Source organism: Ancylobacter gelatini (assembly GCF_022601675.1).
Taxonomy (GTDB): Bacteria; Pseudomonadota; Alphaproteobacteria; order Rhizobiales; family Xanthobacteraceae; genus Ancylobacter; species Ancylobacter gelatini.
The window spans coordinates 48016-63077 of record NZ_JAKVIL010000013.1 but is presented as its reverse complement, the minus strand read 5'-3'; the positions used below and the strand labels follow the sequence as shown (position 1 = coordinate 63077).

General features: G+C 66.7%; 14 protein-coding genes and 1 pseudogene. 6 read left to right on the top strand and 9 right to left on the bottom strand.

Annotation, left to right across the window (positions count from 1 at the left end; translation table 11 throughout):
* Positions 1–134: 134 nt before the first annotated feature.
* Together MKI84_RS19025 and dapB are read right to left on the bottom strand one after the other, a co-directional pair.
* Positions 135–758 (bottom strand): 2,3-bisphosphoglycerate-dependent phosphoglycerate mutase, encoded by a 624-nt coding sequence (locus MKI84_RS19025; protein ID WP_241621840.1) that lies wholly within the window; start codon positions 756–758, stop codon positions 135–137.
* Between the two features lie 59 nt (positions 759–817).
* Positions 818–1633, bottom strand: a complete 816-nt coding sequence (gene dapB / locus MKI84_RS19020; RefSeq protein WP_241621839.1) for a 4-hydroxy-tetrahydrodipicolinate reductase — start codon at positions 1631–1633, stop codon at positions 818–820.
* A 318-nt stretch (positions 1634–1951) separates the two neighbouring features.
* Between dapB and MKI84_RS19015 the strand changes: the two genes are divergently transcribed.
* Entirely contained in the window at positions 1952–3712 is a 1761-nt protein-coding gene (locus MKI84_RS19015; RefSeq protein ID WP_241621838.1) for an acetolactate synthase 3 large subunit, read from the top strand.
* A gap of 145 nt (positions 3713–3857) precedes the next feature.
* Entirely contained in the window at positions 3858–4373 is a 516-nt protein-coding gene (gene ilvN / locus MKI84_RS19010; RefSeq protein WP_241621837.1) for an acetolactate synthase small subunit, read from the top strand.
* A 57-nt stretch (positions 4374–4430) separates the two neighbouring features.
* Here ilvN and MKI84_RS19005 read toward each other — a convergent pair whose 3' ends face one another.
* Positions 4431–5627: an MFS transporter gene (locus MKI84_RS19005; protein WP_241621836.1), complete on the bottom strand. Its 1197-nt coding sequence runs from the start codon at positions 5625–5627 to the stop codon at positions 4431–4433.
* Positions 5628–5827: 200 nt separating this feature from the next.
* Between MKI84_RS19005 and MKI84_RS19000 the strand changes: the two genes are divergently transcribed.
* The 4 genes and pseudogenes from MKI84_RS19000 (at position 5828) to MKI84_RS18985 (ending at position 8182) form a co-directional block, all read left to right on the top strand.
* On the top strand, positions 5828–6490 hold the full coding sequence (locus tag MKI84_RS19000) for a TetR/AcrR family transcriptional regulator C-terminal domain-containing protein (protein WP_241621835.1): 663 nt from the start codon (positions 5828–5830) through the stop codon (positions 6488–6490).
* A gap of 16 nt (positions 6491–6506) precedes the next feature.
* The gene (gene ilvC, locus MKI84_RS18995; RefSeq protein ID WP_241621834.1) at positions 6507–7526 is read left to right on the top strand and encodes a ketol-acid reductoisomerase; all 1020 of its coding nucleotides are present in this window, start codon (positions 6507–6509) and stop codon (positions 7524–7526) included.
* Positions 7527–7734: 208 nt separating this feature from the next.
* A pseudogene (locus MKI84_RS18990) lies at positions 7735–7989 on the top strand (BrnT family toxin); the annotation flags it as partial.
* On the top strand, positions 7958–8182 hold the full coding sequence (locus MKI84_RS18985; protein WP_241621832.1) for a hypothetical protein: 225 nt from the start codon (positions 7958–7960) through the stop codon (positions 8180–8182). The pseudogene MKI84_RS18990 and the gene MKI84_RS18985, both read left to right, overlap by 32 nt.
* A gap of 46 nt (positions 8183–8228) precedes the next feature.
* Here MKI84_RS18985 and MKI84_RS18980 read toward each other — a convergent pair whose 3' ends face one another.
* The 6 genes from MKI84_RS18980 to MKI84_RS18955 form a co-directional block, all read right to left on the bottom strand.
* A complete protein-coding gene (locus tag MKI84_RS18980; RefSeq protein ID WP_241621831.1) occupies positions 8229–8768 on the bottom strand; it encodes a DedA family protein in 540 nt (179 codons plus the stop codon).
* The gene (locus MKI84_RS18975) at positions 8768–10045 is read right to left on the bottom strand and encodes an NAD(P)/FAD-dependent oxidoreductase (protein ID WP_281063258.1); all 1278 of its coding nucleotides are present in this window, start codon (positions 10043–10045) and stop codon (positions 8768–8770) included. Before MKI84_RS18975 ends, MKI84_RS18980 begins: the two co-directional genes overlap by 1 nt.
* Before the next feature lie 6 nt (positions 10046–10051).
* Complete coding sequence (gene mutL / locus MKI84_RS18970; RefSeq protein ID WP_241621830.1) at positions 10052–11923, bottom strand: DNA mismatch repair endonuclease MutL; 1872 nt, start codon at positions 11921–11923, stop codon at positions 10052–10054.
* An 80-nt stretch (positions 11924–12003) separates the two neighbouring features.
* Positions 12004–12825, bottom strand: a complete 822-nt coding sequence (locus MKI84_RS18965; protein WP_241621829.1) for an ABC transporter permease subunit — start codon at positions 12823–12825, stop codon at positions 12004–12006.
* Positions 12826–12937: 112 nt separating this feature from the next.
* Positions 12938–13849, bottom strand: coding sequence for an ABC transporter permease (locus MKI84_RS18960; protein ID WP_241621828.1), 912 nt, complete (start codon positions 13847–13849; stop codon positions 12938–12940).
* A gap of 10 nt (positions 13850–13859) precedes the next feature.
* Positions 13860–15035, bottom strand: a complete 1176-nt coding sequence (locus MKI84_RS18955; RefSeq protein ID WP_241621827.1) for an ABC transporter ATP-binding protein — start codon at positions 15033–15035, stop codon at positions 13860–13862.
* Positions 15036–15062 lie beyond the last annotated feature (27 nt).

Sequence of the window (15062 nt, the reverse complement as noted above, 5' to 3'; positions counted from 1 at the left end):
TCCGGTTCGGGGCGAGCGCCTTGTTAGCCCCTTCGTGCTCCCGAGAGAAGAGGCGGGCGGGCGCAGGAGCCGCGCGCCGCCATCATGCCGGCCGGCCGCCGACGCGCCGCCATCGGCGCGCCGAAAGCGCCGGTTCAGCGGGCGAGATCGACGACGCTGGCGACGGTGGAATCCGCGTTCAGCCGGTAGATCACCGGCACGCCGGTCGCCAGCTCGCGCTTGAGGATGCCTTCGGGCGACAGCTTCTCCAGCACCATGATCAGCGCGCGCAGCGAATTGCCATGCGCGGTCACCAGCACGCGATTGCCGCGCAGCACCTGCGGCAGGATTTCCTGCACATAATAGGGCAGCGTGCGCGCTACCGTGTCCTTCAGGCTCTCGCCGCCGGGCGGGGGCACGTCATAGGAGCGGCGCCAGATCAGCACCTGCTCCTCGCCCCATTTCTGGCGCGCGTCATCCTTGTTCAAACCCGACAAGTCGCCATAGTCGCGCTCGTTCAGGGCGATGTCGCGGGTGATCGGAATGCCGGTCTGGCCGAGTTCGGCAAGCGCGAGATCAAGCGTCTTCTGCGCGCGCGACAGCTCCGACGTGTAGGCAACGTCGAACTGAAAACCCTCCGCCTTCAGCCGCTTGCCGGCGGCCTTCGCCTCTTCAACACCAAGCTCGGTGAGGTCCGGGTCGCGCCAGCCGGTGAACAGGTTCTTGAGGTTCCATTCGCTCTGGCCATGGCGGACGAGCACGAGAAGGCGGTCGGACATCGGGCAGTCTCCGGTCGGATCGGGACGGGGCGGGACGGGACGGTAGGCGTCGTTCGGGTTCAGGACTCGGTGAGGCCGAGCACATCGGACATGGAATAGAGGCCCGGCTTGCGGCCTCGGCCCCAGCGGGCGGCAGCCAGCGCGCCGCGGGCGAAGATCATGCGATCCTCGGCCTTGTGCGCCAACTCGATGCGTTCGCCCGGACCGGCGAAGATCACCGAATGCTCGCCCACCACCGTACCGCCGCGCAGCGTGGCGAAGCCGATATCGCCGGCGTTGCGCGCACCGGTATGGCCGTGGCGGGTGAATACACCATGCTCAGTCAGCGCGATGTCGCGCCCTTCGGCGGCGGCCTCGCCCAGCAGCAGCGCGGTACCGGACGGCGCGTCCACCTTGGCGCGATGATGCATCTCGACGATTTCGATGTCGAAATCCTCGTTCAGCGCGCGGGCGGCCCGCTTGACCAGCGCGGCCAGAAGATTGACGCCGAGGCTCATATTGCCGGACTTGATCACCGTGGCATGGCGCGAGGCCGCGGCTATGCGCGCATCGTCCTCCGGCGTGCAGCCCGTGGTGCCGACGACATGCACGATGCGGGCCTGCGCGGCCAGAGCCGCGAAGATCACGCTGGCCTGCGGCGTGGTGAAGTCGATCACGCCTTCCGCGCGCGAGAACAGCTCCAGCGCGTCGTCGCTGACCGTCATGCCGGTTGGGCCCGTGCCTGTCAGCTCGCCGACATCGCGGCCGATATTCTCCGAGCCGGCATGCTCGACAGCGCCGGCAAGAGCGAGGTCGGGAGCTTCCATCACCGCACGCATCAGCGCCCGGCCCATGCGCCCACCGGCGCCGACGATGACCAGCCGCATCTGCGTCATGAAGGGGGAAACTCCTGTTGGCAAAGGCCGGTATAGCGGCAGGACGCCGCCACGAAAAGTGCTTGATCGTTCGACATTATGCCGATGAAATCATCTGCGGCTTGACGCGCCCGGCGACGGGCTGTACAGGTCGCGCAACTTTACGAAGACGGAGCGCTCCAATGCGCAACATTATTATCCTTATCGTAGGACGGCGCGTCGCCGCGGAGACTGCCTGACGGCATCTCCGCCCAACGGTGACGCGCGACATGGCCCCTGACGGGGCCTTTTGATTTTCTGGACCCTGCCACAGACCGACGAGTGCAAAGGAAACGGACCATGATGCGCGAGATGACCGGCGCCGAAATGGTGATGCAGGCCCTGATCGATCAGGGCGTCGAACACATGTTCGGCTATCCCGGCGGCGCGGTGCTGCCGATCTACGACGCCATGTTCCACCAGAACCAGGTGCGCCACGTCCTGGTGCGTCACGAACAGGGCGCGGTGCACATGGCGGAAGGCTATGCGCGCTCATCGGGCAAGGTCGGCGTCGTGCTCGTCACCTCCGGCCCCGGCGCCACCAATGCGGTGACCGGCCTGACCGACGCGCTGCTGGATTCGATTCCCGTGGTGTGCATCACCGGGCAGGTTCCGACCCATCTCATCGGCTCGGACGCGTTCCAGGAGTGCGATACGGTCGGCATCACCCGCCCGTGCACCAAGCACAATTATCTGGTCCGCGACATCAACGATCTCGCCCGTGTCCTGCACGAGGCGTTCTATGTCGCGCAGAACGGGCGTCCTGGCCCGGTCGTGGTCGATATCCCGAAGGACGTGCAGTTCGCACGCGGCATCTATGTCGGCCCCGAGAACATCCAGCACAAGACCTACCAGCCGCGCCTCAAGGGCGACCCGGAGAAGGTCAAGGCGGCCGTCGAGCTGCTGGCCAAGGCCAAGCGCCCGGTGTTCTACACCGGCGGCGGCGTCATCAATTCCGGGCCGGAGGCCTCGCGCCTGCTGCGTGAGTTCGCGCGCCTGTCCGGCTATCCGGTGACCTCGACCCTGATGGGGCTCGGCGCGTATCCGGCCTCGGACCGGCAGTGGCTCGGCATGCTCGGCATGCACGGCACCTATGAAGCCAACATGGCGATGCATGATTGCGACGTCATGGTGTGCGTGGGTGCGCGCTTCGACGACCGCATCACCGGCCGCGTCGATGCCTTCTCGCCGAACTCGAAGAAGATCCACATCGACATCGACCCGTCCTCGATCAACAAGAACATCAAGATCGACATCCCGATCATCGGCGACGTGAAGCATGTTCTCGAAGACATGCTCACCATGTGGCGCGCCATGAAGGCCGAGCCGGACCGCCGCGCCATCGCCTCCTGGTGGGGCGAGATCGACCGCTGGCGCGCCCGCAAGTCGCTCTCCTATGTGAAGTCCCCCGACCTCATCAAGCCGCAATACGCCATCGAGCGGCTGTATGAGGCGGTGAAGGAAAAGGACGTCTACATCACTACCGAAGTCGGCCAGCACCAGATGTGGGCGGCCCAGCACTTCCACTTCGAGGAGCCGAACCGCTGGATGACCTCCGGCGGCCTCGGCACCATGGGCTACGGCCTGCCCGCCGCCATCGGCGCGCAGGTGGCCCACCCGGACAGCCTCGTCATCGACATTGCCGGCGAGGCCTCGATCCAGATGTGCCTGCAGGAACTCTCCACCGCGCTGCAGTTCAATCTGCCCGTGAAGATCTTCGTGCTGAACAACGAATATATGGGCATGGTGCGCCAGTGGCAGGACCTGCTGCATGGCGGGCGCTACTCGCATTCCTATTCGGAATCGCTGCCCGATTTCGTGAAGCTGGCCGAAGCCTATGGCGGCGTCGGCATACGCTGCCATCGCCCCGGCGACCTCGACGGCGCGATCCAGGAAATGCTGAACGTCGACCGCCCGGTGCTGTTCGACTGCCTGGTCGACAAGATGGAAAACGTGCTGCCCATGATCCCGTCGGGCAAGCCGCACAACGAGATGATCATGCCCGACCATCCCGAGGCGCTGGACGACGCGATCAGCGAGGAAGGCAAGATGCTGGTGTGACAGCGCATTGCGCGTAACGACGTCATGGCTGGCCTCGCCCAGCCGTCCACGCCCGTCCTGACGTGTGGATCCCCGGGTCAAGCCCGGGGATGACGGCCAGACAGCCTGCCAAAAGCCATATCCGCCGACTTTTCAGAGTGCCCCCATGTCCTCCCCCGCCGAACCGATCGAACGCCACACCCTCTCCATGCTGGTCGACAATGAGCCGGGCGTTCTCGCCCGCATCGTCGGCCTGTTTTCCGGGCGCGGCTACAACATCGACAGTCTCACCGTCTCCGAGGTGAGCCACGATTCCAAGCTCTCCCGCATCACCGTCGTGACCACCGGCGCCCCGCCGATCATCGAGCAGATCAAGAGCCAGCTCGACCGGCTGGTGCCGGTGCATCGCGTGGTCGACCTCACCGTGGTCGGCAAGGCGGTGGAGCGCGAGCTCGCCCTGATCAAGGTGCGCGGCAAGGGCGAGATCCGGCAGGAAGCCCTGCTGATCGCCGACAGTTTCCGCGCCCGCACGGTCGACACCACGCTGGAGAGCTTCGTGTTCGAGATCACCGGCAAGCCGGACAAGATCGACCAGTTCGTCTCGCTGCTGGAACCGCTGGGCCTCGTCGAGGTGTCGCGCACCGGCGTCGCCGCCATCGGCCGCGGTCCCGAGGGGATGTGAGGCGCGGGCGGCGCAGCGTGGCTTGTGCGCAGCGCCGCTCCCCGACAAATGCCTGAGCTAGCGCTCGGTGCGCAGGTTCATCAGCAGCGCACACAGCGCCAGCACCGCCATGATGATGGCGAAGGCGACGGTGGAATCCGCCAGCCCCCATTTCAGTGCCGCCGCACCGACACCGACCGCCGGCGCGGTGAGCCCGACATAGAAGCACACGAACAGCGCCGAGGTGACGCCGGCCCTCTGCGTCTCCTCGACCGACTGGCTGACATTGGCGAGGCCCTTGGCAAATGTCGCGCCCCATCCCGCCGCGCTGATCCCACCGCCGACCAGCAGCAACGGCCAGGATTCACGCAGCACCGAGGCGAGGATCACCCCCACGCCCACCGCGAGCAAAGCGCAGCCCACCTGCATGGTCCGCGCCAGCGGCAACGGCTTCACCACCAGTTGTGTCGCACCGGAGACGGCGAACACGGCGAAGATGATCAGCCCCTGATCGATGGCATTGTTCACCCCCATCTTGTGCAGCAGATCCGGCGACACCGCGCCGAACAACCCCAGCACGGCGAAACCCGTGAAGCCGGGCACCGCGGCCTTGAGGAACGGCGCGCGGGCTTCCGGCGGCAGGGAGAGGCGCTGCATGTGCGGCCGCGCGCCGCGCTTGACCGTCACCGTCTCCGGAGCCTGCCAGACGATGACCAGGCCGAGCACGAGCGTGGCGATGAGCACCCAGTACACCGACTGCAGCGGCGGCGGCACCGTCTCGACCATCACGCCGGCGAGCAACGGGCCGAAGCCGAGGCCGAGGGCGTTCACCGCCGTGGAGATGAATGGCGCCTTGGCCTTGAGCCCTTCCGGCGCAAGCTCGATCAACGCCGCCGTACCCGCGCCCACGAACAAGCCCACGGCGAGCCCGGCAAACAAGCGCCCGACCAGCAGGATCGGCAGCGCGTCGCCCATGAACAGGTCACTCAGCAGCATCAATCCGGTGGAGATCAGCGACGAGCCTACCGCCGCTCCCAGCAGGGGCCGCCGGCCCACCGTGTCGGAGGCACGGCCAAAGCAGAGCAACGCGATCAGCACGCCGACCACATAGGTGGCGAAGATCACCGTTCCCATGAACAGGGAGAAATCCATCCGCTGCTGGTAGATGGGATAGAGCGGCGTCGGCACGGTCGTCGCCGCCATGATCATCAGATAGATGAACGCGATACCGATGAATGGCAGGAGGCCTCGTTCCGCCGGCTGCTGTCTGGTCATCGCGCACTCCCCTGAATGTCCGGCCACGTCCGGCCGCGCCTGCCGGATGCCCGATCACGGCGACAGACCAAGGTACCGCCCACTTCACCGGGATAAATATCCCGCTTGGGAGCAATGCGATAGCACACCAGCACCTTGCAGCACGCCGACAACCTGCTATACGACGGAACCGTAACGTACGGTACGGATTTTCGGCGGCGATGGCGGCACCCAATGATCACAGCGGCGAGGAGCTGACGGCACGGCAGCAGGCCGTGCTGGACGCCGTGCTCGCGCTGATGGTCGAGCATGGCGGCGACCTGACCATGACCGCGGTGGCGCGGCGCGCGAGTTGCTCCAAGGAGAGCCTCTACAAGTGGTTTGGCGATCGCGACGGCCTGCTCGCCGCGACGGTGCAGTACCAGGCCTCGCGGGTGCGCGCCGGCAATTACGACCGCACGAAGCTGGACGCCTCGGCGCTGCGCGACAGCCTCGTCCGCTTCGCCGCCAACTGGCTTTCAGTAATTTCCAGCCCGACCTCGATCGCGCTGAACCGGTTCGCCATCGCACAGGCCGGCACGCGCGGCTCCAATCTCGGCGCGATCATGCTGGCGAACGGGCGCTTCGCTATCGGCGAACGTTTGAAGCCGGTTCTGGACGCCGGGCGCGAGGCCGGGCTGATCGGCTTCGACGACACCGAGACCGCCTTCCGCACCTTTATCGGCCTGGTCGGCCGCGACGTGCAGATCCGGCTGCTGCTGGGCGATGCGCTTCGTCTCCCGGCCGCCGAGATCGAGCGCGACGCCGCGCGCGCCACCGACCAGTTCCTCGACCTCTACGGCACGGGCCTTTCGGTCCTGGGCCGGAACCCGACCAACGCGTGAGACAAGGAGACCCCCAATGCGCGTTTATTACGACCGCGACGCCGACGTGAACCTGATCAAGGGCAAGAAGGTCGCCATCATCGGCTATGGCTCGCAGGGCCGCGCCCATGCGCTGAACCTCAAGGATTCCGGCGCCAAGGACATCGCCATCGGCCTCAAGCCCGGCTCGGCGACCGCCAAGAAGGTCGAGGCCGACGGCCTCAAGGTGATGACCGTCGCCGAAGCCGCCAAGTGGGCCGACCTGATGATGATGGCCACCCCGGACGAACTCCAGGCTGACATCTACAAGGACGAGATCGCGCCGAACATCCGTGACGGCGCCGCGATCGCCTTCGCCCACGGCCTCAATGTGCATTTCGGCCTGATCGAGCCCAAGGCTTCGGTGGACGTGGTGATGATCGCCCCCAAGGGCCCCGGCCACACCGTGCGCGGCGAATACCAGAAGGGCGGCGGCGTGCCCTGCCTCGTGGCGGTGCATCAGGACGCCTCGGGCAACGCGCTCGACCTCGGCCTGTCCTATGCCTGCGGCGTCGGCGGCGGCCGTTCGGGCATCATCGAGACCACCTTCAAGGAAGAGTGCGAGACCGACCTGTTCGGCGAGCAGGTGGTGCTGTGCGGCGGCCTCGTGGAACTGATCCGCGCCGGCTTCGAGACGCTGGTCGAGGCCGGCTACGCGCCGGAAATGGCCTATTTCGAGTGCCTGCACGAAGTGAAGCTGATCGTCGACCTCATCTATGAGGGCGGCATCGCCAACATGAACTACTCGATCTCCAACACCGCCGAATGGGGCGAGTACGTCTCGGGTCCGCGCATCATCACCGCCGAGACCAAGGCCGAGATGAAGCGCGTGCTGACCGACATCCAGACCGGCAAGTTCACCTCGGAATGGATGCAGGAATACAAGGCCGGCGCGGCCCGCTTCAAGGGCATCCGCCGCATGAACGATTCCCACCAGATCGAGCAGGTCGGCGAGAAGCTGCGCGGCATGATGCCGTGGATCGGCGCCAACAAGCTGGTCGACAAGTCGAAGAACTGAGCCTCATCCGCTCATCTGAAACGACGTCATGGCCGGGCTTGTCCCGGCCATGTGCGTTTAGGGCGACAGATCGGTGGACCAACCAAGGCACCGCTCGTGAAATTGATTGCACCGACTGCCAACCGAGTCCGCTAGCCCGCGCTGAAATCAGTTTTCAAGGCTGCTTTAAATGGGCGAGACGGACGATTTCGAGTGAGACGATGACAAGGATGCGGCGAACCGGGCCAAGCATGGTTTGCCGCTCCTCTTTGCCGAATTCATATTTGACGGCCGCATACGTCTGGAGCGTCCATCTCCCAAGCTGGTTGTCGGCGACGCGCGCTTCGAAGCAATGGCCGAAGTGGGAGGACGTGTTATACTATGTGTCTTCGTCTGGAGAGGGCACCGTCGGCGGCCCATATCCGTGAGGCGAGCGCATCGGAGCGAGAGACGTGTCTTCGCACAAGCCATCGAAGGAAGCTGAACGTCTGTTGCGCGAGTTCGACTGGGCGAAGGTCGATGCGCTGACGGACGAGCAGATCATCGCGGCGGCAAAGGCGGACCCTGACAGTTCGATGCCCACCGAAACCGAACTCGCCGAATTCGATCTCGTGCTGCCCGCCAAAGCGCGCCACGAGAGGAAGAAGGGCCAATCGCCCAAGGAAGCCGCCGAATAGTTGCGCGCGCCGCCCGCCGGCCCGAGCCGGGCGCCCGGCTTCCGCCTTATCCCCCGGTCCAGTACTTCACCGCCGCCGCGCCGGGCGCGAGCAGCAGGAAGGCCCAGAGCATGGCCGAGGCGATGTTGGCCATCTGGAACAGCAACTGGGGCATGGCGAACATGCCGGCGACCAGCGGCACCACGGCGCGCAGCGGCCCGGAGAACCGGCCGAGAAACACGCTCCAAGTGCCGAAGCGGTGGAAGAAGCGTTCGCCGGGCTCGATGATGCCGGGATAGCGCGAGAGCGGCCAGATACGCCGCACGCCGTCCTTGAAATGGAAGCCGACCCAATAGGACAGCGCGTCCCCCAGAGTGGCGCCAAGCATGGCGCCCAACCAGACCGGCAGGAAGGCGATGCCGCCGGCCTCGATCAGCGGGCCGAGCCCGATGAGGATGAAGGTCGCCGGCACAAACAGCGAAATCACCGCCAGCGATTCGCCAAAGGCCAGCGCGAAGGCGATAGCCGGCGCCCAATGGCCGTGGGCCTCGATGAAGGCGAGCGCGTCGCGCGCATAAGCCTCGAATTCCGGGAAAGCAGCGTCCATCAGAACCTGTCGCGCAGGGCGTAATAGGTGAGACCGGCCGCCAGCAGCGGCCAGCGCATGACCGGCCCGCCCGGAAAGGCCGGCACCGGCAGGCCGGCGAGCAAATCGAACCGGCCGAGTTGCCCCGCCACGGCTTCCGCCAGAATCATCCCGAAATAGGGCGCGAGCATCACGCCCTGCCCGGAATAGCCCGCGGCCGTGAGCACGCGCGGCGAGAGTTTCCGCACGAAGGGCATCCGGGTCATGGTGATGCCCAGCAGTCCACCCCAGCCGTAATCAATGCGCACATCGGCGAGCTGCGGAAAGATTTTCAGCATGTAGGGCCGCACGAAGGCGCCCGGATCGGAGCGCAGCCGGCGGGTGTAGCTTTCGCCACCACCAAACAGCAGCCGCCCGTCTGGGCTCAAACGGTAATAATTCACCACGAAACGGGAATCGGCGACGGCGGCGCCGTTGGCGATCACGTCGCGCGCGCGCCCCCCGAGCGGCTCGGTGGCGGCGATGTAATTGGCGATCGGCATCACATAACGGTCGACGCGCCGGTCGAGGCCATCCTGCAGGCCATCGCCGCATTCCAGCACCCAGTCCGCCTCGACCACGCCCTTCGCGGTGGTCACCGACACTTTCGCGCCCTCGGTGACGGTGAGCGCGCGCGAGCGTTCGAACATGCGGGCGCCGGCGTCCTGCGCGGCCCTGGCGAGGCCCAGCGCCAGCTTGAGCGGGTGCAGATGCCCGCCCCCGTGATCGATCATGCCGCCGTGATAGGCGTCCGAGCCGACCAGCGCCCGCAATTCCTCGCGCGAGAGCGGGGCGGCGTCGGGATAGTCGTAGACCTCGTTGAGCTTCTTCGCATAGGCGTGGCTGTGGGCGACATAACCGGGCTTGTGGTCGGCGACGATCAGCCCCGGCCGGACATCGCAGACGATGCCGAGACGCGCGATGAGGGCGTAGAGGTGGCCCTTGGCGTCCTCGGCGAGGCGCCACAGCGCCTTGGCGTTGTCGAGCCCCGTCTGCGCCTCCAGCCAGTCCTGATCGCGGCGCTGGCCGGAATGGATCTGCCCGCCATTGCGGCCCGAGGCGCCCGAGCCGAGGCGCGAGGCCTCCAGCAGCACCACGTCGAGCCCGGCTTCCGCGAGATAGAGCGCGGCGGACAGCCCGGTATAGCCACCGCCGACGACGCAGACATCGCAGCGCACCGGGCCGACGAGCTCGGGCAGCGGAGCGGGCAGGTCCACCGTCGCGGCGTACCAGCTTTTCGGGTGATCCTTGTCGAACAAGGCGCTCTACCTTCGCGCGAACAGCCGCTCGACATCGGCGAGCGACAGGGTGACGAAGGTCGGCCGGCCATGGTTGCACTGGCCGGCATTGGGGGTCTGTTCCATCTCGCGCAGCAGGGCGTTCATCTCCTCGACACGCAGCCGGCGCCCGGCGCGCACCGAGCCGTGGCAGGCCATGGTGGCGGCGACATGGAGCAGGCGCCGTTCCAACGGCAGGGCATCGTCCCATTCCGCCGCGTGCTCGGCAAGCTCACGCAGCAGCTTGGAAATATCGGCGTCGCCCAGCAGCGCCGGCACCTCGCGCACCAGCAGCGCGCCGGGGCCGAACGGCTCGACCACGAGGCCGAGAGTCTCCAGCGCCTCGGCACGCTCGGCAAGCCGCGCGGCGTCGGACGGATCGAGATCGACCACGAGGGGCACCAGCAGCATCTGCCGGGCGAGGCCGTCGCGCGCCATGGCGGCCTTCAGCTTCTCATAGACGATGCGCTCGTGGGCGGCATGCTGGTCGATGATCACCACGCCCTCGGAGGTCTGGGCGATGATGTAGGTCTCGTGGAGCTGCGCGCGCGCGGCCCCTAGCGGACGCTCCACCAGCTCGGCCGACGGGGCTGCCTCATGGGCGCGGGCATCGACGGAGGGCGTGGCGTCGAGCGCCAGCCCGCCGGCGGAGGCGTAAGGCGGCAGCTCGAAGGCGGCCTGCGCGGTTTCCGCGAAGCCGCCCGCGGGCACGGGCTCGGGCGCCGCCCAGCTCTGGCGCCAGTCGAACGGACCGCTCGCCGAGCGCTCGCCGCTCCAGCGGGAGGGTTGTGCCGGCAGGGTGGGCGACAGGCCGGGACGTGCCAGATCGGCCAGCCGATCGGCGGCGGTGGAGGCGGTGCGCGGCACGCCGGCGGTGAGCGCGTCGGTGAGCGTGCGCACGATCAGGGCGCGAACATTGCCGGCGTCGCGGAACCGCACCTCGGTCTTGGCCGGGTGCACGTTCACATCGACCTCGCGCGGGTCGATATCGAGGAACAGAACGGTGACCGGGTGGCGGTCGGAGGGCAGGAGGTCGGCATAGGCGGCACGGATGGCGCCGATCAGCACCTTGTCGCGCACCGGCCGTCCATTGACGAACAGATATTGCGACAGCGAGTTGGCCTTGGAGAAGGTCGGCAGGCCCGCGAGGCCTTCCAGGCGCGCGCCCTCGCGCAGGCCGGAAATATCGAGCGCATTTCGCGCCACCTCATGACCCAGAACATCGGCGATTCGGGCGCGCCGACCGGCGGAATCGGCGGTGCGCGCCGGCCAACTCACCGGCGGGCGTTCATCGGTGGCGAGCGTGAAGCCGACGTCGGGGCGGGCGAGCGCGAGCCGGCGCACCACGTCGATCGCGGCGGCGGTCTCGGCGCGCTCGGATTTCAGGAATTTCAGCCGCGCCGGGGTGGCGAAGAACAGGTCGCGCACCTCGACACGGGTGCCGTGGCCGAGCGCGGTCGGGCGCGGGGCGGATTTCTCCCCGCCCTCGACGCGAATCTCGAAGGCCGTCTCGGCACCGGGCGGGCGGGAGGCGATGGAGAGCCGGGCCACCGCGCCGATCGACGGCAGCGCCTCGCCGCGAAAACCGAGCGTGTCGATGGCCAGCAGGTCCTCATCGTCGAGCTTGGAGGTGGCGTGACGCTCGACGGCGAGGCTCAGATCGGACGGGCCCATGCCGCCGCCATCGTCGGTGACGCGCATCAGCCGGCGACCGCCGCCGTCGATCACCACCTCGATGCGCCGGGCTCCGGCGTCGAGGGCGTTCTCGACGATCTCCTTGAGCGCCGCGGCCGGGCGCTCCACCACCTCGCCGGCGGCGATGCGGTCGACCAGCGTCGAGGGCAGGAGGCGGAGCGGCATGTCGGGTCCAAAGGCGATTCGGCGGAAAGGCGCGGGCGACTATAGCAGCCCGGCCGCCCCCTCGCCCGACTTGTCCCCGTTCATGCTTCCGCCGCCGCCAGCCGCTCGGCCCTCTCACGCTCGACTTCCTGCCGCTTGGTCATGATCGAGGCGAAGATCACCACCACGGTGACGATGGCGATGAGGATGGTGCAGGCGGCGTTGATTTCCGGCGTCACGCCGAGGCGCACCTGGGAATAGATGCGCATCGGCAGGGTGGTGGCGCCCGGCCCCGTGGTGAAGCTGGCGATGACCAGATCGTCCAGCGACAGGGTGAAGGCCAGCATCCAGCCCGAGATCACCGCAGGCAGGATGATCGGCAGCGTGATCACGAAGAAGGTCTTGAACGGCGTGCAGCCGAGATCGAGCGCCGCCTCTTCCAGCGAGCGGTCGAAGGTGACGAGCCGTGACTGCACCACCACCGAGACGAAGCACATGGTGAAGGTGATGTGCGCCAGCGTGATGGTCCAGAAGCCGCGATCGAACCCGACCGCCACGAACAGCAGCAGCAGCGACAGGCCGGTGATGACTTCCGGCATCACCAGCGGCGCGTAGATCATGCCGGAGAACAGCATGCGGCCGTGGAAGCGGCCATAGCGGGTCAGCGTGATCGCCGCCAGCGTGCCGAGCACAGTGGCGACGCTCGCCGAGAGGAAGGCGACGCGCAGCGTCACCCAGGCGGCGTCGAGAAGCTGCTGGTTCTGGAACAGCTTGAAATACCACTCCACCGAGAACCCCGCCCATACCGTGACGAGGCGCGAGGCGTTGAAGGAGTAGATCACCAGCAGCAGGATCGGGATGTAGAGGAACGCGAAGCCCAGGACGATGGAGCTGACGTTGAACCAGGAGAGACCCTTGCGCATCTAGAGCCCTTTCCCTTCGGTGGAGCCCATCCGAAGGATGGGAAAGCGCTCTCGAACCCACAGGCGGGAGCATGTTCCCACCACAAAAATCCTTCTGTTTTTGTGGAACATGCTACCGCGCCTCCACTTCGCGGGCCTGGACGTTCTGGTAGAACACGATCGGCACCACCAGGACCAGCAGCAGCAGCACCGCCACCGCCGAGGAGACAGTCCAGGAGCGGTTCACCGAGAACTCGGTCCACAGCACCTTGCCGATCATCAGCGTGTCCGAGCCGCCGAGCAGATCGGGGATGACGAACTCGCCCACCGCCGGAATGAAGCACAGCAGGCAGCCGGCGAACACGCCGGGCAGCGAGAGCGGCCAGGTGATCTTCCAGAACGCGGCGATCGGCGTGCAGCCGAGATCGGCGGCGGCTTCCAGCAGCGTGTCGTCCATCTTCTCCAGCGCCGAATAGAGCGGCAGGATCATGAAGGGCAGGTAGGAATAGACGATGCCGATATAGACCGCCCAGTCGGTGGCGAGGATCTGCAGCGGCGCGTCCGGGCTGATGATGCCGAGCGCGATCAGCAGCTGGTTCAGCAGCCCCTCGGGCGAGAGGATGCCGATCCACGCATAGACGCGGATCAGGAACGAGGTCCAGAACGGCAGGATCACCAGCATCAGCAGGGTGGGACGGATCGATTTCGGCGCGCGCGCCATGGCATAGGCGATCGGGTAGCCGGCCATCAGCAGCAGCAGGGTCGAGATGCCGGCGATCCAGAGGCTGGAGCCATAGGCTTCGAGGAACTCGTTGTCCCAGCTCAGGACATAGCCGTAATTCTCGAAGGACAGCTCGCCGAACGCCTCGCGGAACACGTCCCAGCCCTCGGAGAGATCGAAGGTGGGGAAATAGGGCGGCTGGGCGATGGCGTCCTGCGACAGGCTGATCTTGAAGACGATCAGGAACGGCGCGAGGAACAGCGCCAGCAGCCAGAAATAGGGGATGGCGACGACCAGCCAGCGGCCCCGTGCATTGCGTGCCATGGCGGTCTCCTCAGCTCGTCAGCAGCACGCCGGCATCCGCCGACCAGGACACCCACACCTTGTCGTCCCAGCTGATGGGCCGCTCGACCATGCGCGTCAGGTTCGGCTTGGCCGCCTTGATGCGCGAGCCATTGGCGAGTTCGACATGATAGATCGACAGGTCGCCGAGATAGCCGATATCCCACACCGTGCCGGGTAGGCAGTTGGCGCCCTGCTCGGTCGGCGGATCGAGATCGACCCGCACCTTTTCCGGGCGAATGGCGATGAACACGGTGTCGCCGGGCCGGGACGCCACCTCCTGATGAACCGTGAGCGGCATGTCGCCGGCGGCCTCGGCGCGCAGCGTCGAGGTTCCGGAACCGGTCGCCTCGATCCGGGCCTCGATGATGTTCACGTCGCCGACGAAATCGGCGACGTAGCGCGAATTGGGCTGCTCGTAGATCACCGCCGGCTGGTCGACCTGGATGAGCTTGCCATGGTTCATCACCGCGATGCGATCGGCGACCGTCATCGCCTCCTCCTGATCGTGGGTCACGATCAGGAAGGTCATGCCGAGCTCCATCTGGATGTCCATGAGCTCGAACTGGGTCTCCTCGCGCAGTTTCTTGTCGAGCGCGCCGAGCGGCTCGTCCAGCAGCAGCACCTTGGGGCGCTTGGCGAGCGAGCGGGCGAGCGCCACGCGCTGGCGCTGGCCGCCGGACATCTGGTGCGGCTTGCGCTTGGAAAACTTCTCCAGCTTCACCAGCTTGAGCATCTCCTCGACGCGGGCGGCGATCGCGTCCTTGGACATGCCGTCCTGCTTGAGGCCGAAGGCGATGTTGTCCCACACGCTCATATGGGGGAACAGCGCGTAGGACTGGAACATCATGTTGGTCTGCCGCTTGTAGGGCGGCGTGCCCACGAGGTCCTGCCCGGCAAGGGTGATCTGCCCGGACGTCGGCTCCTCGAAGCCGGCGAGCATCCGCATCAGCGTGGTCTTGCCGCAGCCCGACGGGCCGAGCAGGGCGAAGAACTCGCGCTCGTAGATGTCGAGGTTGAGATTGTCGATGGCGACGAAATCGCCGAAGCGCTTGGTGACGTTCTGGTAGCGGATGAGCGGAACGGCGGCCGGGTCGTTCCAGGGAGCGAATTTCCGGCGGATGCCGCCGACGGTTTTCTGCGTCGTTGCCGTGACGCCCGTGCTCATGTGATGCCCCGTGATGCCCGCCGGTAG